The organism is Flavobacterium daejeonense DSM 17708 (assembly GCF_000425425.1).
GTDB lineage: Bacteria > Bacteroidota > Bacteroidia > Flavobacteriales > Flavobacteriaceae > Flavobacterium > Flavobacterium daejeonense.
On the sequence record NZ_AUDK01000020.1, the window covers coordinates 40,397 to 59,855 of the forward strand.

Annotated in this window: 18 protein-coding genes; 8 read left to right on the plus strand and 10 right to left on the minus strand. The window is 33.9% G+C overall.

Annotation, left to right across the window (positions count from 1 at the left end):
• Window positions 1–107 precede the first annotated feature (107 nt).
• Window positions 108–1,385, plus strand: coding sequence for a replication-associated recombination protein A (locus H599_RS0113715; RefSeq protein ID WP_026714657.1), 1,278 nt, complete (start codon window positions 108–110; stop codon window positions 1,383–1,385).
• Window positions 1,386–1,431: 46 nt separating this feature from the next.
• Here the strand turns inward: H599_RS0113715 and H599_RS0113720 are convergent, their stop codons facing one another.
• From H599_RS0113720 to H599_RS0113740, 5 genes are all read right to left on the minus strand, one after another.
• The gene (locus tag H599_RS0113720) at window positions 1,432–2,175 is read right to left on the minus strand and encodes a hypothetical protein (RefSeq protein ID WP_026714658.1); all 744 of its coding nucleotides are present in this window, start codon (window positions 2,173–2,175) and stop codon (window positions 1,432–1,434) included.
• A gap of 3 nt (window positions 2,176–2,178) precedes the next feature.
• The gene (locus H599_RS0113725; RefSeq protein ID WP_026714659.1) at window positions 2,179–2,868 is read right to left on the minus strand and encodes a YjjG family noncanonical pyrimidine nucleotidase; all 690 of its coding nucleotides are present in this window, start codon (window positions 2,866–2,868) and stop codon (window positions 2,179–2,181) included.
• 9 nt (window positions 2,869–2,877) lie between these two features.
• Entirely contained in the window at window positions 2,878–3,570 is a 693-nt protein-coding gene (radC, locus tag H599_RS0113730; RefSeq protein ID WP_026714660.1) for a RadC family protein, read from the minus strand.
• Window positions 3,571–3,694: 124 nt separating this feature from the next.
• A complete protein-coding gene (locus H599_RS0113735; RefSeq protein ID WP_026714661.1) occupies window positions 3,695–5,050 on the minus strand; it encodes a UDP-N-acetylmuramate--L-alanine ligase in 1,356 nt (451 codons plus the stop codon).
• Window positions 5,051–5,074: 24 nt separating this feature from the next.
• The gene (locus H599_RS0113740) at window positions 5,075–5,773 is read right to left on the minus strand and encodes a tetratricopeptide repeat protein (RefSeq protein ID WP_026714662.1); all 699 of its coding nucleotides are present in this window, start codon (window positions 5,771–5,773) and stop codon (window positions 5,075–5,077) included.
• Window positions 5,774–5,972: 199 nt separating this feature from the next.
• On the opposite strand from H599_RS0113740, the gene H599_RS0113745 reads away from it, so the two are divergent.
• Window positions 5,973–6,962, plus strand: a complete 990-nt coding sequence (locus H599_RS0113745) for a glycosyltransferase family protein (RefSeq protein ID WP_026714663.1) — start codon at window positions 5,973–5,975, stop codon at window positions 6,960–6,962.
• A 57-nt stretch (window positions 6,963–7,019) separates the two neighbouring features.
• Here the strand turns inward: H599_RS0113745 and obgE are convergent, their stop codons facing one another.
• The 4 genes from obgE to hpt form a co-directional block, all read right to left on the minus strand.
• The gene (gene obgE, locus H599_RS0113750; RefSeq protein ID WP_026714664.1) at window positions 7,020–8,021 is read right to left on the minus strand and encodes a GTPase ObgE; all 1,002 of its coding nucleotides are present in this window, start codon (window positions 8,019–8,021) and stop codon (window positions 7,020–7,022) included.
• Window positions 8,022–8,086: 65 nt separating this feature from the next.
• The gene (locus H599_RS0113755; protein ID WP_081810571.1) at window positions 8,087–9,361 is read right to left on the minus strand and encodes a hemolysin family protein; all 1,275 of its coding nucleotides are present in this window, start codon (window positions 9,359–9,361) and stop codon (window positions 8,087–8,089) included.
• A gap of 65 nt (window positions 9,362–9,426) precedes the next feature.
• On the minus strand, window positions 9,427–9,999 hold the full coding sequence (locus H599_RS21240) for an adenylate kinase (RefSeq protein ID WP_026714666.1): 573 nt from the start codon (window positions 9,997–9,999) through the stop codon (window positions 9,427–9,429).
• Between the two features lie 90 nt (window positions 10,000–10,089).
• Window positions 10,090–10,620, minus strand: a complete 531-nt coding sequence (gene hpt, locus H599_RS21245) for a hypoxanthine phosphoribosyltransferase (RefSeq protein ID WP_026714667.1) — start codon at window positions 10,618–10,620, stop codon at window positions 10,090–10,092.
• Window positions 10,621–10,798: 178 nt separating this feature from the next.
• Here hpt and H599_RS0113770 point away from each other — a divergent pair, with 178 nt between their 5' ends.
• The 6 genes from H599_RS0113770 (at window position 10,799) to H599_RS0113795 (ending at window position 18,229) form a co-directional block, all read left to right on the plus strand.
• Window positions 10,799–11,956: a 5-(carboxyamino)imidazole ribonucleotide synthase gene (locus tag H599_RS0113770; RefSeq protein ID WP_026714668.1), complete on the plus strand. Its 1,158-nt coding sequence runs from the start codon at window positions 10,799–10,801 to the stop codon at window positions 11,954–11,956.
• Window positions 11,957–12,024: 68 nt separating this feature from the next.
• Window positions 12,025–13,320: an ATP-binding protein gene (locus H599_RS0113775; protein ID WP_026714669.1), complete on the plus strand. Its 1,296-nt coding sequence runs from the start codon at window positions 12,025–12,027 to the stop codon at window positions 13,318–13,320.
• 3 nt (window positions 13,321–13,323) lie between these two features.
• Window positions 13,324–13,902, plus strand: coding sequence for an HNH endonuclease domain-containing protein (locus H599_RS0113780; protein WP_026714670.1), 579 nt, complete (start codon window positions 13,324–13,326; stop codon window positions 13,900–13,902).
• A 10-nt stretch (window positions 13,903–13,912) separates the two neighbouring features.
• Complete coding sequence (purE, locus tag H599_RS0113785; protein WP_026714671.1) at window positions 13,913–14,395, plus strand: 5-(carboxyamino)imidazole ribonucleotide mutase; 483 nt, start codon at window positions 13,913–13,915, stop codon at window positions 14,393–14,395.
• Window positions 14,396–14,509: 114 nt separating this feature from the next.
• Window positions 14,510–16,537, plus strand: a complete 2,028-nt coding sequence (locus H599_RS0113790; RefSeq protein WP_026714672.1) for a M3 family metallopeptidase — start codon at window positions 14,510–14,512, stop codon at window positions 16,535–16,537.
• 33 nt (window positions 16,538–16,570) lie between these two features.
• Window positions 16,571–18,229: a hypothetical protein gene (locus tag H599_RS0113795; RefSeq protein WP_026714673.1), complete on the plus strand. Its 1,659-nt coding sequence runs from the start codon at window positions 16,571–16,573 to the stop codon at window positions 18,227–18,229.
• Window positions 18,230–18,247: 18 nt separating this feature from the next.
• On the opposite strand, the gene H599_RS0113800 is transcribed toward H599_RS0113795, so the two are convergent.
• A complete protein-coding gene (locus H599_RS0113800; protein ID WP_026714674.1) occupies window positions 18,248–19,366 on the minus strand; it encodes an ATP-binding protein in 1,119 nt (372 codons plus the stop codon).
• Window positions 19,367–19,459 lie beyond the last annotated feature (93 nt).

A 19,459-nucleotide genomic window follows, 5' to 3' on the forward strand; every position in this document is an offset into this window, starting at 1 on the left:
GTTGATTTGGTAGCTATAATATCCTAAATTTGAATATTCAAATCTGATTTCAGATTAAAGAATAAAATCCCGACAACCTTAGGGATTGATTTCAGAATTATACGAAAATGGAAGCACCTTTAGCAGAACGCATACGCCCGAAAAAATTAGATGAATATATCAGTCAGTTGCATTTGGTTGGCCCCAATGGCTCATTGACGCAACAAATTGCCAAAGGAATTATTCCTTCTTTAATTTTTTGGGGACCTCCCGGAACCGGAAAAACCACTTTAGCACAGATTATTGCGCAGGAATCACAACGTCCTTTTTTTGTTTTAAGCGCTATCAATTCGGGAGTTAAAGACATTCGGGAAGTTATTGATAAAGCCAAGCAAAGCGGCGGACTTTTTACTGCTAAAAATCCGATTTTATTTATTGATGAGATTCATCGCTTTAGCAAATCGCAACAGGATTCGCTATTAGCTGCCGTTGAAAAAGGTTGGATAACATTGGTAGGTGCTACAACCGAAAATCCAAGTTTCGAAGTGATTCCCGCTTTATTATCGCGTTGTCAGGTTTACATTCTTAATGCATTTACCAAAACAGATTTAATTGCACTTTTGGAACGTGCCATGAAAACTGATGTTTACCTAAAAGACAAAAACATTCAACTCAAAGAAACCGAAGCCTTACTGCGACTTTCAGGCGGCGACGGACGCAAACTGTTGAATATTTTCGAATTAGTTATCAATGCATCTGCTGCCGAAGAAATTATCATTACCAATAATCGCGTTTTAGAATTAGTACAGCAAAACACCGTGTTGTATGACAAAACAGGCGAACAACATTATGACATTATTTCGGCTTTTATCAAATCCATCCGTGGAAGCGATCCAAATGGAGCTGTATATTGGCTGGCCCGAATGATTGAAGGCGGCGAAGATGTAAAATTTATCGCCCGAAGATTGCTTATTTCGGCCAGTGAAGACATTGGAAATGCCAATCCAACAGCTTTAATTATGGCCAATAATACCTTTCAGGCAGTAACTACCATTGGGTATCCAGAAAGCCGAATTCTTCTCAGTCAATGCGCCATTTATCTCGCAACTTCTCCAAAAAGTAATGCTTCTTATATGGCTATCAATACGGCGCAACAAATTGTAAAACAAACTGGCGATTTGTCGGTTCCAATTCATTTGCGGAACGCACCAACCAAATTAATGAAAGAATTAGGCTATGGCGAAGAGTACAAATATTCACATGATTATGCCAATAATTTTGCTGAACAGGAATATTTACCTGATGAAATAAAAAATACGCCGATCTATGTTCCCGGAAATAATTCCAGAGAAAATTCTACACGGGAATTCCTTAAAAACAGATGGAAAGATAAATATGGATATTAAAAAAAAAAAAAACAGCTTTCAATTTTATTTTGAAAGCCGCTTTCTATTAAAACTTAACGTTTATTTTTTCAGAAACTAATTGGTCATTTTGATAAAATTCAAAAAACCACTGATTGTCTTTTTTCACTAAAACCCCTTCTTGGCTGCCTTTTTGAGCCAAAAAAGAATTTGCATCCGAAGTTTTAAAAATTTTCATAATCACACTTGGTTTGCTATCAATTAACTGATAATTTCCACCTGCCAATGGTTGTGCAAAGAGCATTTCGTTTGGATCGATTACCGGATTAACAACTGTTTGAGGAGTCACTACCACTGCCGGAACAACTTCTTTTACTTTTTCAACTTTTTGTTCTACGGCTGCATTTTGACCTCCATTATATAGATATTCCAATTCATAAACAGAAGTAAAAGCTTTATTCAGGGCATCATTGTAAGCTACCTGAAAATCCTTCTCACGACTCATTCCAATTTCAGACTGATACACAATTTTGCCATAACAATCTTTAAAAGTCACATACAATTTAGTTGCTAAAAAAGCACCTTCTTTTACAATATCATAATTCAAAACCGCACAACGATTAATCCCATCCGGAACAACCTGATTAGAATAATACACATCAAAACCTACTTTATTCAAATTATATTTAGACAAAGTAGACATTCTATATTGATTTTCTGATTTTAAGAAATCAAATTTTAAAGGAACAATTACCGTTTTGTAATCATTTAAAGATTGGGCAAAGCTAAAGCCGGAAACCAGCAATAACAGTAACAAAAATTGTTTTTTCATAATTTATAAATAATTTTTAAGTTCTAACAAATGGTTGATTTGTTTAATATTGCTGTCCACAGCTTGATGATTTTCATTAAAATAAATCGCATCGATTCCAAATTCCAAAGCGCCTAAAACATCGGCTTCTATAGAATCGCCTATCATGATGCTGTTTTCTTTTTTGGCCGCAGCCAAATCTAAAGCATATTCAAAAATAATCGGATTTGGTTTTTTAACCCCGGCCATTTCCGAATTGGTTATCGTAGAAAAATAAGCATTCAAATTAGCATTTTTCAATTTCTTATCCTGAACCTGAGCAAATCCGTTGGTAATTAAATGCAATTTATATTTTCCTCTCAAATAATCTAAAATTTCCAATGTTCCGTCAAAAAGATGGTTATGTTCCGTCAGCAAATCGATATATTCCTGCGAAATAAAATCAATTTCCAAATCGGAAATCATGTAACCCAAAGCATCAAAAGACAATTTCAATCGATCGTATCGCAGCTGTTGATGGGTGATTTTATCATACTGATACAATTTCCAACAGGACTGATTTATTGGAATGTAATGCTTAATAAAATCATCAATGCCAACTTCGGGATGATTTTGAGCAAAAATTTTCTCAAAAGTAATCTTTGAATTTTTATCAAAATCCCAAAGTGTATGATCTAAATCAAAAAAAACATTTTTTATATTCTCAATTTTCATTGCTCTTCTTTAAAAAATCCCTTCATCGGCAAAACTAAAATAGTTCCTTTCGGTCACAATCAAATGATCCAAAACTTTTATATCCAAACTATCTCCGGCAATTTTTAGTTTCTTTGTAAGTTGCTTGTCGGCATCGCTGGGAATCAAAGTTCCCGAAGGATGATTGTGACACAAAATCAAAGCTGTTGCACCTTTTTCAAACGCCATTTTAAAAACCAACCGAACATCAACCAAGGTTCCGGTTATTCCTCCCACGCTCATTTGCGCTTTCGAAATGACTTTATTGGAATTATTCAAATATAAAATCCAAAACTCTTCGTGTGGCAATTCGCCAATAATAGGCTGCATGATTTCAAAAACCGACTTACTCGATGTAATTTTATCCAACTCCTGGGCTTCCTCTGCCCTTCTTCTTCTTCCCAACTCCATCGAAGCCATTATCGAAATAGCTTTAGCTTCTCCAATTCCTTTAAATTGCATCAGTTGTGCCATCGACAATTTGCCTAAAGCATTCAAATTATTCTGAACACTTCCTAAAATTCTTTTACTTAAATCGACCGCCGATTCATTCCGACTTCCGGAACCAATCAAAATAGCAATTAATTCGGCATCGCTTAACGCAGCCTTGCCTTTAAGCATTAATTTTTCTCTGGGCTTGTCGTCTTCTGACCAATTTCGAATGGGGAAATGATTGTTTTCCATAACAAAAGATTTAGTTTACAGCAAATTACTTTACGAATATAAGACTAAATCCTTTAATTAAAATTAGTTTTCTTACACCAAAAATAAACGAATGAGATTTATTTATACCTAAAAAAATCTTAATTTACTGCACTAATTCCTTTACTTCATCAAAATTCAATCCACCATAATTTCCGGAACTCATCAACAATAAAGCCGAATTATCTAAATTTCTGCTGAACAAATAATCCTTAAATTCCTTTGGATTGGTATAAATAATCAAATCTTCACGATTGAAAGCCTTCGCAATTTGCTGATAAGTTACCTCTTCAAGTTGCTTAATTTTAACCGCATCCGGTGAATAAAATACAACTGCCACATCGGCATGATCCAAAGCCCCTTCGTATTCTTTTAAAAATTCGGCATTTAAACTACTGTAAGTATGCAATTCTAAACAGGCAATCAAAGTATGATCAGGATATTGTTCTTTTACCGCCTTAGTTGTAGCAGCCACTTTACTTGGTGAATGTGCAAAATCTTTATAAGCAACTTTCCCTTTTCCTTCGGCAATTTTTTCCAAACGTTTAGAAGCACCTTTAAAACTGGCAATTGCTTCATAAAAATCAGCTTCATCAACTCCCATATTTTGACAAATCCATTTGGCTCCGGCCAAATTATTCAGATTGTGCGCTCCGAAAACTTCTATTGGCATATCGCCTTCGGGAGTTTCCAGCAAGGTTATACCGTTTTCAACTTTATAATTTGGCGTATGATAGGCTATTTTTCGAATTGGATTAGTCGCCGCTTCAGCTACGCGTTTTACTTCCGAATCATTTTCGTTATACACTAAAATTCCTCCGTTGGTAATTTTGCCAATAAAAATTTCAAATTGCTCTACATAATTTTCATAAGTTGGAAACACATTAATATGATCCCAGGCGATACCGGAAATCAATGCAATATTAGGTTGGTACAAATGAAATTTTGGTCTTCTGTCAATTGGCGAAGACAAATATTCATCCCCTTCCAAAACCATAAAATCATTTTCTTCGGTAAGATGCACCATCGTATCAAATCCTTCTAACTGCGCACCCACCATATAATCCACTTCAATGCCGTGATAATGCATCACGTGCAAAACCATCGAAGTAATGGTAGTTTTCCCGTGCGAACCACCAATAACTACTCGGGTTTTGTTCTTAGACTGTTCGTATAAAAACTCCGGATAAGAATAAATTTTCAATCTCAATTCCTGTGCTTTCAATAATTCCGGATTATCTGCTTTGGCATGCATTCCTAAAATTACCGCATCAATATCGGTTGTAATTTTCTCCGGAAACCAACCCAATTCAGCCGGTAAAATTCCTTTTTTTTCTAAACGTGATTTGGATGGTTCAAAAATCGCATCGTCACTACCCGTTACCTGATATCCTTTATTATGCAAGGCTAAGGCCAAATTGTGCATGGCACTTCCGCCAATAGCTATAAAATGTGTTTTCATATTAGTTATCGCTTATGCGTAAATTTAATTGTCATTTTTCTTTTTATATTCTTCTAAAACCGCTTGTGCTTTATCGGGTGATTTCATTTTATTGGCATACAAATTGGCCAATTTTTGATAGGTTTTCTTCGAATTTCCCACGACAATTGCTTTTTTATAATGCTGTTCTGCCTTTGCATATCTTTTAAAATATTCTTCAATATGACCTCGGGATAAATAACCGTCAACGGCTGAAATTTTAGACAACTCATTCGAATATTGAATTGCTTTTTTTTCACTTCCGCCTAAAATTCCCGGTAACTGAAGATAGAGTTCTATCAAAGCCCATCTGGCTTCAATGTGTTTAGGATTTAATTCTATCGCTTTTTCAAAATTAGATTGTACTTCATCAATCATTCCTAAAGCCTTGAATTTACTCACTTCTAGAGCTTTCATTCCCAAAACTCCACCGTATTTAAAATAAAAATTAGCTTCTGAAGGTCTGGCTTTTTTTAATTTCCCATAATACCACAGCGCTTCATCCCAGTCTTTACTGTGTCCTGCAATATCTCCTAAATATTCGATTATTTTTATATTGGATGGATTTTTCTTCAGAAGCACTTCAAACATAGGCTTAGCTTGTTCTAATTTTCCTTCTTCAAATAATTGCTGGGCTTTCTCCAAATTTACCTGAGAAAAAACCAACATTGGGAATAAAAAAAATACCAGCAAAATATGTTTCATTTTCCAAAAATAAGCAAATTTAAAAGCATTCTACAAAATTTTATCTCTTATAAAAAACTTAAAAAAATAACGAATTAGCAATCTTAAATCAACTTTACCATAACACCGGCTTTTTAGTTTTGTATCATAAAAATGGGAAGCTGAATTTTAGCTTTCGCAAAAGTACAAAATGTTAATTCTTGCATTTTAAGCTACATCTATGAAAATATTCTATGCCATTCAGGCAACAGGAAACGGTCACATTAGCAGAGCCACCCAATTGTATCCTTATCTTCAAAAATTTGGCGAAGTCGATTTTTTCTTAAGTGGCAGCAACGCCAGTTTAGACCTCAAATTACCTATTCAATACAAAAGCAAAGGTTGCAGCCTGCATTACAGCAAATGTGGCGGATTGAATTATTGGGAAATAGCCAAAAACATTCGACCACGCCAAATTTACAAAGATGCCGACGCACTTCCGTTAAAAAAATATGATGTTATTATCAATGATTTTGATTCCATTACGTCGCTGGCCTGTAAAATACAAAAGGTTCATTCGGTGCAACTGGGACATCAGGCGAGTTTTATTTCCCCGGAAACTCCCAGACCGGAAAAAAAGAGCATTATGGGCGAAATGATTTTAAAACATTACGCTTCGGCTCCCAAAAACATTGGTTTGCATTTTGAAAAATACGACTCTTTCATTCTGCCTCCGATTATCAAAGACGAAATAGTTCAGGCAACACCATCGAATTTAAAGCACATTACGGTTTATTTACCCTCTTTTGACAAAGATTGTCTGGAAAAAGCCTTTAACAAAGTTTCAGATGTTCATTTTCACTGGTTTTTACAGGGAATTGAATTCAAACACACCATAGGCAACATCACCTATTTCCCAGTAAATCAGAAAAAATTTAATGAAAGTCTCATTTCCTGTGAAGGCATTATCACCGGCGGCGGATTTGAAACTCCGGCAGAAGCTTTGTATTTGGGAAAAAAAATACTTTCGATTCCCATCAAAGATCACTACGAACAGGAATGTAATGCGGCAGCCTTGAAAAAAATGGGCGTTCCTGTAATTTATAATGTCGGCAAAAATTTCAATGAAATCATCGAAAACTGGCTCAGTCAAACTATTATTTACCCAAAAATACAAGCCAACAATATTCCGGAAACTTTAGAATATTTGTTTGATACTTACAGAGATTAAAAAAACCACTAAAGAATCTAATTCCTTAGTGGTTTTTTTTATGGTGAAAAATACCATCTACTCGTTCAGCATTTTCCAAAGTTTATCTTTTAGTTCCGTCAATCCTTGTTGGGCTACAGATGAAATAAACATATATGGTATATCTTTAAAAGCTTCGTCTAATTCTACTTTCAATTCGGCTTTCAATTCGTCATCGAGCATATCACATTTGGTAATAATCAAAAGACGTTCTTTGTCGAGCATTTCCGGATTATACTTGGTCAATTCGTTAACCAAAATATCATATTCAGCCCTGATATCCGGCGTATCTACCGGAACCATAAACAACAAAGTCGAATTACGCTCAATATGACGCAGGAAATAATGTCCTAAACCTTTACCTTCGGCTGCACCCTCTATAATTCCGGGAATATCGGCAATTACAAAAGACTGAAAATCGCGGTAAGAAACAATTCCTAAGTTTGGTTTTAAGGTTGTAAACGGATAATCGGCAATTTTAGGTTTGGCAGAAGTCAAAACGGAAAGCAACGTCGATTTTCCTGCATTCGGAAAGCCTACTAAACCTACATCAGCCAAAACTTTCAACTCTAAAATTACGTCCATTTCCATTCCCGGCAATCCCGGTTGCGCATAACGTGGCGTTTGATTCGTAGAACTTCTGAAATGCCAGTTTCCTAATCCACCTTTTCCACCTTTGGCTAAAATTTTACGCTCGCCGTCTTCAGTGATTTCAAATAATACTTCTCCGGAATCTTTATCCCGCACCACAGTTCCCAGCGGCACTTCAATATATTTATCCTCTCCGTCTGCTCCGGTACTACGGTCGCTTCCGCCATCACCACCATGTCCGGCTTTGATGTGGCGGGCAAATTTTAAATGAAACAAAGTCCAAAGTCCTTTATTTCCCACTAAAACCACGTGTCCTCCGCGTCCTCCGTCTCCTCCGTCAGGACCTCCTTTTTCAATAAATTTCTCTCTATGTAAATGCGTAGACCCCTTTCCTCCTTTTCCGGACGAAACATATATTTTTACGTAATCTACAAAATTTCCCTCTGTCATTTCTTTTAGTATTCAGTTTACAGTGGCCAGTAGTCAGCTTGTTTACTGAACATGACCATTGATCACTATTTTTTTATTGCTTTTACCAGCACTTTATCAATCTTCACACCATCCATATCGATAACTTCCAACTCAAATTTGTGCCAAACTAACTTTTCTCCCTGTTTTGGAATATGCGACAACTCGGTCATGATTAAACCACTAACAGTAGTCACCTCATAATCACTTAACAATTCGTCTAATTCAAAATAAGTTAAAAAGTCATGTAAGGAATAATGTCCGTCAATCAGCCAACTTCCATCTTCTCTTTCAATCAACTGAAAATCTTCTTTATAAAAATCAGATGCATTTCCAACCAAAGCTTCTAAAATATCATTCAAAGTAATCATTCCCTGAAAAATACCATATTCATCCGCCACAATAGCATAATGAACTCCTGTTTTTTTAAAATTTCCCAAGGCATTGTAAGCCGTGGTATGTTCCATCAGATAAGGAGCTTCGGTCATAATTTCCTGCAAATTAAAATTTTCCTGATCAATTTTTGCAAAAATATTTTTCAGGCTAACCACTCCTACAATTTCATCCAAATCATCCTTGTAAACCGGATAAACCGAATGCAATTCGCGAATCATAGATTCTTTAACCTGATTTTTATCGGCTTCCAAAGGCAACATCACCACTGATTTTCGGTGTGTCATCAACGAATTTACTTTGCGGTCCCCAATATGAAAAACACGCTCCACAATATCCTGTTCTATTTCCTGAACTTCACCTACTTCAGTTCCTTCTTTGATTATGGCCTTAATTTCTTCTTCGGTTACTTTACCGTCTGCCGTTGGTTTTATCTGAAGAATATCCAGTAAAAACTCTGTAGAATGTGTTAATAACCAAATAAACGGAGCTGTAACAATCGACACCATTTTCATAGGCATCGCCACAGCTTTCGCAATCGCTTCGGGATAATTCAACCCAATTCTTTTAGGTAATAATTCGCCTAATACTAAAGAGAAAAATGTCAAAATCACCACCACAATACCCACGGCTACTGAATGCGCATAGGGTTTTAAAAATTCGAAACTTAAAATATAAGTTTCTACATCGGCAGTAATTTTATCCCCACTAAAAATACCGGTCAGAATACCTATTAATGTAATTCCTATCTGAACAGTTGACAGGAATTTATTTGGCGAATTGGCCAAATCCAATGCTATTTGCGCACTGCTGTTTCCTTTTTTAGCCGAACTTTCTAATCGGGATTTCCTTGCCGAAATCAACGCGATTTCTGACATCGAAAAAAGTCCGTTGAGTAAGATTAAAAAAAGAATAATAATTAGCTCCATGCTTATTTTGTTTGTTGTTTATGGTTTGTGGTCTGTAAAAACTACAAACCATAAACTATAAACTTTTACAAATTATCAATTACACTGCTTAAACGCTCCGTGATTTCGGCAATAGAACCAATTCCGTTTACAGCATAAAATTTATTTTGTCCTTTGTAAAAATCAATTAAAGGAGCTGTTTTTTCGTTGTATTCCTGATAACGGTTACGAATTTTCTCTTCGTCCTGATCATCAGCTCTTCCTGAAGTTTTTCCTCTTTCTAACAAACGGGCTACTAAAATTTCATCATCTGCTTCTAAGGCTACGGTTGCAGTAATCACTTCGCTTTTAGTTGCTAAAAAAGCATCCAAAGCCTGAGCCTGAGCAATTGTTCTTGGAAAACCATCAAATAAAAAACCAGCCGAATCCGGATTAGCTTCCACTTCACTTTGCAACATTTTAATGGTTACTTCATCAGGAACTAACTCTCCGTTGTTGATATACGTTTGAGCCAGTTTTCCTAATTCCGTTTCATTTTTGATATTAAATCTAAAAATATCACCTGTAGAAAGATGTGTCAAGTTGTATTTTTCTTTTAAAAACTCAGCCTGAGTTCCTTTTCCAGCTCCTGGTTTCCCAAATAAAACAATGTTAGTCATAAAATTTAATTTAAAAATTTAAAAATTCAAAGATTTCTCCTTAAACTTTCATATGTATTACTTTTTTTAATCTTTTAATTTTTGAATCTTTCAATCCTTTAATTGATATACTTCCGATAAATTGCGACCTAAACCATCATAGTCTAAACCAAAACCTACTATAAATTTATTCGGAATCTGAATCCCGATATAGTCAATTTTCACATCCTTTTTATAAGCATCAGGCTTGAAAAAAAGAGTCGCTATTTTAAAATGTTTTGGATTTTGCTTCTTAATCAAGGCTTTCAGTTCCACAATGGTATGTCCCGTATCGATAATATCTTCAATAACCACTACCGAGCGTCCTGTTAAATCCTGATTCAGCCCTATCAATTCTTTAACTTCATTGGTCGAAGTCAGTCCGTTATAAGAAGTCATTTTCAGGAAACTCACCTCACATGATTTTGAATATTTTTTTACAAAATCAGAAACCACCATGAAAGAACCATTCAAAACTCCAATAAAAACCGGAATTTCATCGGCAAAATCATCTTCAATTTGGGCAACCATTTTTTGGATGGCAAAGTCAATTTCTTCGGCAGAAATAAACGGAACAAATTGTTTATCGTGAAGTTGAACCATTATTTTTTATTTTAAAATAATGCGCAAAGATAGGGATTTCGGATTTGACATTTTACAATTGCCTCTATTTTGTTTTCATGCCTCAAATTCTTTAAAATTTCTCAAAAAAAGAATCTAAAATAGCATTTTTCAAATCCATCATTAAAAAGTATCTTTGCGCCAATAAACTTTCGAGACAATGAATTATTTTTCTTCTGATTTTAAATTAGGAATTCTGGGAGGCGGACAACTGGGAAAAATGCTCCTATTCGACACTAGAAAATTTGATATACAAACATACGTTCTTGACCCAAGCGATGAAGCTCCCTGCCGCATTGCCTGTAACCATTTCTTTCAAGGTGATTTAATGGATTTTGACACGGTTTACAACTTTGGGAAAAAAGTCGATGTACTGACTTTCGAAATCGAATTGGTAAATCTGGAAGCATTGGAAAAATTAGAAAGCGAAGGTTTAAAAGTATATCCTTCTCCTAAAACACTGAGAAAGATTCAAAATAAAGGAACGCAAAAAGATTTTTACACAGAGCATTCCATCCCAACAGCTGCTTACAAACGTTTTAATGATTTAAAAAGTTTGGTTGTTGCCTTTTTAGATTCTAAGTTAAAATTGCCATTTGTATGGAAATGCACTGAATTTGGTTACGATGGAAATGGCGTAAAAATCATTCGTCAGGCTTCCGATTTAGAAAGTCTGCCAAATGTAGAATGTATCGCAGAAGAAATGGTTCCTTTCAAAAACGAATTGGCAGTGATTGTGTGTCAAAATCCTTCAGGAGAAATTAAAACCTATCCGGTAGTCGAAATGGAATTTCATCCCGAAGCCAATCAGGTAGAATACGTAATTTGTCCTGCCCGAATAGACGAAAAAGTCGCCGAAAAAGCAAGAGCTATAGCCCTAAATGTTTCTCGAAACTTCAACCACGTTGGTCTTTTAGCTGTGGAAATGTTCCAAACTCAAGATGATGAAGTGATTGTAAACGAAGTAGCTCCGCGCCCGCACAACTCCGGACATTATTCGATTGAAGCCAGTTATACTTCACAATTTGAAAACCACTTACGCGCTATTCTGGATTTACCTTTAGGAGATACCGACAGTAAAGTGGCCGGAATTATGGTGAATTTAGTTGGCGCAGAAGGTTACTCCGGAAATGTGGTTTATCAAAATATCGAAAAAATATTAGGTTGGAACGGAGTTACGCCACACATTTATGGTAAAAAACAAACACGCCCGTTTAGAAAAATGGGACATGTAACGATTGCCAACGAAAATATGGCCGAGGCACGAAAAATTGCTGAGGATGTAAAGAATACTATTAGAGTGATTAGTGGGCAGTAATTATTGGTCAGTCACAGTTTGCAACATAAAATAATTGTTTTTTAATTAGCTTTGTAAAAAACCAATAAATGAAAATTTCAAAATTACATATCAATCAATTTAGACATCTAGAAAATCTGGATTTTGATTTTACTTATCAAAGTGGTGAGCGTAAAGGTCAACCCTTAGACAAAATATGTTTTATTGGACAAAGTGCTACGGGGAAAACTGGCTTATTAGATTTTATTCATAGCTGTAATTTGAATGCTTTAAATGCTTTACTAATTGGAGGAAAGTTATTTAGTAGACTTCAAAATTTCATGTTAAACATGAATGGAGAGGTCGAATTTATTGTGAATAACGAAACGTTTACACAAAAAAACGATTCAATTTTTTACAAAGGAAAAGAATACAAACATGATGCAAAAATCAGTGGTCTTACAACTGAATTAATCACTAGTATTGACAAGAATGACGTTTTATATTTTAAAGCCAATTTAATATCAGATAAAAACGTAGATATTTTTACTAAAAACCCAATAGATTTAATAGAAAAACATAATTCACAACTTTCTGAAATTGAAATAGATTTTAGAAATAAGGAAAAATATGGAATATTATTTGATGACAACGCCGATATTAATATTTGGTTATTTTTACTGATCGAAATCTTAAATTACAGAAAGAATTTCACTCAAAAAATATCTGAATTAATTCATATTAAAAATGGCTCAGTTAATTTATCTAAATTAGGTTCTGAAATCCAAAAATGGCAAAAAAACAACCCTAATGTTCTTGAAAAATTTGCCAAAAAATTCAATCCTATTTTAGAAAAATTAAATTTAGAAGTTGATTTAGTCAATACAGAATATTCTATTCCGATAAAAAACAAAAAGACAAACGAAATTATCCCTATCCAAAACACAAGTACTGGGACAAAAGGATTATTATTGTCGTTTTTACCCTTATTCAAATTAGACACCAAAGATTCAATCATCTTAATTGATGAACCGGAACGTTCTTTATATCCGGATATGCAAATGGATTTAATGGAATACTATCAAAATCTGGCTCCGGAAGCTCAATTTATAGTTGCTACACACTCACCATTTATAGCTGCTTCTTTCGAACCTGATGAAAGATTCATTTTGTATTTTGACAAAGAAGGTAAAGTAGCTGTTAAAAGAGGAAGTTCTCCAATAGGTGATGATCCAAATGATATGCTTGAAAATGATTTCGGCATTAACTATATCAATAAATACGGACAAGAGAAATACAATGAATACATCGAATTAAAACAACAAATTTATTTCGAAAAAGATGAAAATAAAAAGAAATTAATTTCAGAAAAATTAGAAAAATTAGGAGAAGAATATAATTTCTAAATTATGAAAAGAATTATTAAACATCCTGATTCTGAAATCATCAAACAGAAAATTATATATAAAAAATCTGGGAATTCAGGCTTAAGTACTATTTTACTGAAAGAGCAAAAAAGTTTTTGTGCTTATACCGAGGAACACATTGGATATAATGACGCCGTTGACATTGAACATTTTAATCCTAATTTAAAATATACTGATAAAGATTCTTATCAAAATTGGTTTATGGTCAAACATAAACCGAACAATTTAAAAAGAACCAATTGGATTGAACCTATTTTACATCCAACAGCAGAAGATTTTGAAACTCGATTAATCTATTTTGACGGTTACTTTATACATCAACCAGAAGATATTGAAACTAAAAACCTAATCGATTTATTAAATCTTAACGATGAAATTTTTGTAAAAAACAGAAAAAAGTTTATCGAAAGAAGAAAAGACCGAATCAACGAATTAAATATTTCTGCTAATGATTATTTTCAAGAAAAAATAAACTCTGAAGTAGATTCAATTAAATATTTAAGAGCCATTCAAGAAGAATTTAATATAAACATTTGGGACATGCTCCCAGTACCACAATAAATAAAAACAAATGAGCAAAGTAGCCGTAATTATGGGAAGCATCTCTGACATGCCAGTGATGCAGGATGCCATCAACATATTAAAAGAATTTGGAATCGAAACTGAAGTAGATATCGTTTCGGCTCACAGAACACCTGAAAAATTATTTGATTTTAGCAATAACGCACACAATCGCGGAATTTCGGTAATTATTGCCGGAGCTGGTGGTGCAGCTCATTTACCTGGAATGGTTGCTTCGATGTCGCCACTTCCAGTAATTGGAGTTCCTGTAAAATCAAGCAATTCTATTGATGGTTGGGATTCAGTTTTATCTATTTTACAAATGCCGGGCGGAGTTCCTGTGGCAACCGTTGCCTTAAACGGAGCTAAAAATGCCGGAATCCTAGCAGCTCAAATCATCGGAAGTGCTGATACCAGTGTTTTAAACAAAATCGTAGCCTACAAAGAAAGCCTGAAAGAAGCCGTGATTAAAGCTTCGGAAAGTTTGAAATAATTATTTCTAATTCCTGCAAGGTTTTCAAAACCTTGTAGGAATGATTAAAATCAAAACAAAACATTTCAAAACACCTACAAGGTTTTGAAAACCTTGCAGGATTAAAACTGCATTATGAGCATTTTAACCCAACATTTCGATACCAAACACAATACCGCACCTTTTTCGCAAATAAAAATTGAAGATTATTTTCCTGCTTTTCAGGAAGGAATTGCTTTGGCAAAAGCCGAAATTGATGCCATAGTAAACAATCCGGAAGCTCCTTCGTTTGAAAACACCATCGAAGCGATGGATTATTCGGGAGCTATTTTGGACAGAATTTCGAGTATTTTTTTCAATTTGAATTCAGCCGAAACTAATGATGAAATGCAAAAAATTGCTCAGGAAGTTTCGCCTTTATTATCTGAATTCGGGAACGACATTACGCTAAACGCTGATTTATTTGCACGTGTAAAAGCAGTTTACGAACAAAAAGGCAGCTTAAATTTAAACACTGAACAAGCCACACTTTTAGACAAAAAATACAAAAGTTTTTCAAGAAACGGAGCTAATTTAGCCGAAGATAAAAAATCAGAATTACGCGAAATTGATAAAGAATTATCGAAATTAAGTTTGCAATTTGGCGAAAATGTTTTGGCAGAAACCAATGCTTTTCAATTGCATATTACAGACGAAAAAGACTTAGCCGGTTTACCCGAAGGCACTATTGAAGCAGCTCGTTCTTTGGCGAAGGCTCAGGAAAAAGAAGGCTGGATTTTCACCTTAGATCACCCAAGTTATCTTCCGTTTATGACTTATGCTGATAATCGCGAATTGCGTAAAAAAATGGCAATTGCTTTTGGCTCGAAAGGTTTTCAAAACAATGAATACAACAACGAAGAAATTGTTCTTAAAATTGTTAAACTACGTCAGCAAAGAGCCAATTTATTAGGTTATAAAACCCATGCGCATTTTGTTTTAGAAGAACGCATGGCAGAAAGCCCCGAAAAAGTAATGGCTTTTGAAAATGATTTATTAGCGAAAGCCAAGCCTGCTGCCGAAAAAGAATTTGCCCAATTAACCGCTTTCGCAAAAGAATTAGACAGCATTGACCAACTGGAAAAATGGGATGGTGCTTATTATTCAGAAAAATTAAAACAGCAATTATTCAATCTGGATGATGAAAAATTAAAACCTTATTTCCAATTGGAAAAAGTGTTGAATGGAGCTTTTGACATTGCCGGAAAATTATACGGGCTGACTTTTACCGAAGTATTTGACATCGACAAATACCACGACGAAGTAATGACTTATGAAGTTACGGACGAAAACAACAATCTGGTTTCTATTTTCTACGCCGACTTTTTCCCAAGAAAAGGAAAACGCAACGGTGCCTGGATGACTTCATTCAAATCACAATATGTAAAAGATGGTGTAAACGAAAGACCTCATATTTCTAACGTTTGTAACTTTACAAAACCAACAGAAACCAAACCATCATTATTAACTTTTAACGAAGTAACAACTTTATTCCATGAATTTGGTCACGGATTACACGGAATGTTGGCGAACACGACCTACCCAAGTTTATCCGGAACTTCTGTTTATTGGGATTTTGTAGAATTGCCTTCTCAGGTGATGGAAAACTGGTGTTACGAGCCAGAAGCCTTAGCTTTATTTGCTACTCATTATCAAACCGGAGAAGTAATTCCGCAGGAATATGTGGAAAAAATTAAAGAAAGTGCGAGTTTTCAGGAAGGAATGGCAACTTTACGCCAGTTGAGTTTTGGATTATTAGATATGGCTTGGCATGGACAGGATCCAACTAATATTACCAACTTAAAAGCTTTCGAAACGGAACAGTTTAAAAGTACACAATTATATCCGGATGTAGCCGAAAATGCTATGAGTACGGCTTTTTCACATATCTTTCAAGGTGGTTATTCATCAGGATATTACAGCTACAAATGGGCGGAAGTTTTGGATGCCGATGCTTTTGAATATTTTAAAGAAAACGGCATTTTCAACAAAGAAATCGCTCATAAATTCAAAGACAACATTCTTTCAAAAGGAGGCACCGAAAATCCAATGACGCTATACAAACGTTTCAGAGGTCAGGAACCAAAACCGGAAGCTTTATTAAGAAGAGCAGGATTGATATAAAGATTTTAGAATGTAGATAAAACCAAGGTTGTGATGAATATTACTGATTTCTTAAAAAAAACAAAGCCTGCTCAATTAAAAGAAGCAAAAAAACTAGCAGTTAGAGATTTAGATGAAATCAACAAAAATTCTTTTGTTGCATATGTTGACCAGGCAAATGAGAGTTATGATACTCAAATAATTTTGGATGACAACAAAAATATACTTTCTAAAAAATGCGACTGCAACAATACTGATGATTGTTTGCATGAAATAGCAATGATTAACTTTTTGGCGAATGAAAAGAAACTTACTCCTAAAACAACCAAAGGAAAACAAAGGAAAATTACAGAAACCGACAGAATATTAAATGAAATTGACCCTAAAACATTAAAAAAATGGGTATCGAATCTTTTAAACAACAACAAAGAAGTAGCCTTTTTATTTAAAAATGAATTTGGCAAAAAAAATACTTCCTTTGAAAAAAAAGATATTCAGGAAATCATCAAACTTGCTATTCAATCAGTAATAGGTAAACGAAAATCTATTGAAACAAATGAAGTTAAAAAAGTAATTGACAATTTAAATATATCATTAAAAGAAGTTTTACAGTATATTTTTAGTAGTGAAATCAATGACAAAACCTATAATTTATTAGAAACCATTATTGATGAATTGTTAAAATTCGAAATGAATTATAATATTACTAGTATCAGAATTACAAGGTTTATTGAAAGTTTAAACAATACATTACTCAAAACAATCTTCAATACTAAAGATTTAGAAACTTGGAAGCAAAGTGTAGAGTTTTATTTTTCTAAAGCTTTTGACCATGAAATTTACAGCAGTTACGATTTTGAATTAATTAAAAACATATACAGTTTTTCAGAAATCAATGAACTTCAAAGAACCTACGTTATAAAATTAGTCGAAAGAAAATTTACCGAAATACAACATGTTGTAAAAGATGACTTTACTAGATTACATGTTGATTTCGAAATGTTCTTTTTAAATATATTTTCAGAAAACAAACTTTTTGAAAAACACAAAAATCTTTTTAAACCAAGACGGTTTCAAAATGAGTACAACATGATATTAATTCAAAACCTCATTGAAATAAATGAATTAGAAAAGGCAGAAAATTATTGTAACGAACAAATCAATAATAATACAAATCATAATTACGACCTTCCTTACATTAATTTTTTAGCCGAAATATATTCCAAAACAAATAACACGAGTAAAAAAGCAACTTTACTAGCTAATTATGGAGTATATTCTTTTGATTTTGAAAACTATCTTTTCTTAAAGAAAAACTGCTCTCCAGTTGAATTTAAAAAATACCGCCAGAAAATATTAACAAATGCCAATTACAGTTCTCAAAATGGAGATATTCAGGCTTTTGACTTTTATTATAAGGTAATGAAGGATGATGGTTTAACAAATAAATTAATTTCTTTATTGGCAAAAACTCATAATCTAACTCTTTTTGACCTCTATAAGGAAGAAGCCTTTGCTATAAATCCAATTGATTTTATAGCAGAAGCCTGTGCTGCAGCCACTTTTTCAACTCAAAATAAACATATTAATGAGATTGCAAATTTTATCTATAATAATACAAATAAAAAACTGCTTAATATCTACTTAACTGACAGACGTATTCACGAATTCAGTAAGTTATACAGACAAATAAAGGAATTAGACTCAAATTAAAATAGATTTTAAAGTTTATTACCCCTTCAAAAATTCCCTAAAATTATCCTTATTTACCACCAAAAATGAAGGATGGTAGGCTTCTTCAAAAGGCTTGGGCAATTTACTTTTTTTAGTAGGAGACCATTTGAATTCAAAGGCGCTGACATTATCTGCGGTAATCTCAATATAATCTATTTCTTGCTGTGCAGTGGTACGCCAAAAATAAGGTTTGGCTAAACTGTTTGTATAGGACAATTGCTTGATACGTTCTGAAACCAAAAAATTCTCCCACAAAGCCCCTTTGTCTTGCCTGAATTCAAAGCTATTAAAATTCCCTATCAACATATTACGAACCCCATTATCATAAAAATAAATTTTTCGGTTAGCCTTTATCTCGTTGCGAAGGTTTTTACTGTAACTGTTTAATCGAAAAATCACAAAAACTTTTTCCAGCAAATCAATGTAATTATTAACTGTATTTTTATCCACTCCAACCATTTGAGCAATTTCATTGTAACTCACCTCATTACCAAGCTGAAACGCCAAAGCCTGTAAAATTTTCTCTAAAACATCTGATTTTCTAATTCCCGCCAGACTTAAAACATCTTTATACAAATAACTGGAAACCAAATTTTTCAAAATCTCATATTCGTTACCAAAATTATTAATCACATCAGGATACATTCCATATAGCAATCGCAATTCTAATTGCTGTTGGGCTTTGATATAACCAACATTATTCTCAAATTCATCCCAAGAAACCGGATACAAATGATATTCAAATTTGCGCCCGGTTAAAGGTTCCTGAGTAATATGATTAATATCAAAAGCCGAAGAACCACTCACGACAACCTGAACATCTTTTATCTGGTCTATTATAATTTTTAATTTTAAACCAATGTTAGGAATACGCTGTACCTCATCAATGAAAACATATTTATAGGTACCTATTATTCTTTTTAAAACTTCCGTATTAGCATTTGACAGAGTATCTGCAACTACTGCATCATCTCCATCCAAAAAAAGAAAAGGGACATCTTCCAACAAAGCATTTATTAATGTTGTCTTACCAACCTGTCTGGGGCCAATTAGTAAAACTGCCTTCCCTTTATTTAATTTCTCTCTTATTTTCGATGTTAAATCTCTATTAATCATAGCCTAACTTTTTCACAAAGATATTAAAAAGAAAGTCTATTCACCAATTTTAAACTAAACTCAGTGAACATATTCACCAATTTTATAGTAATT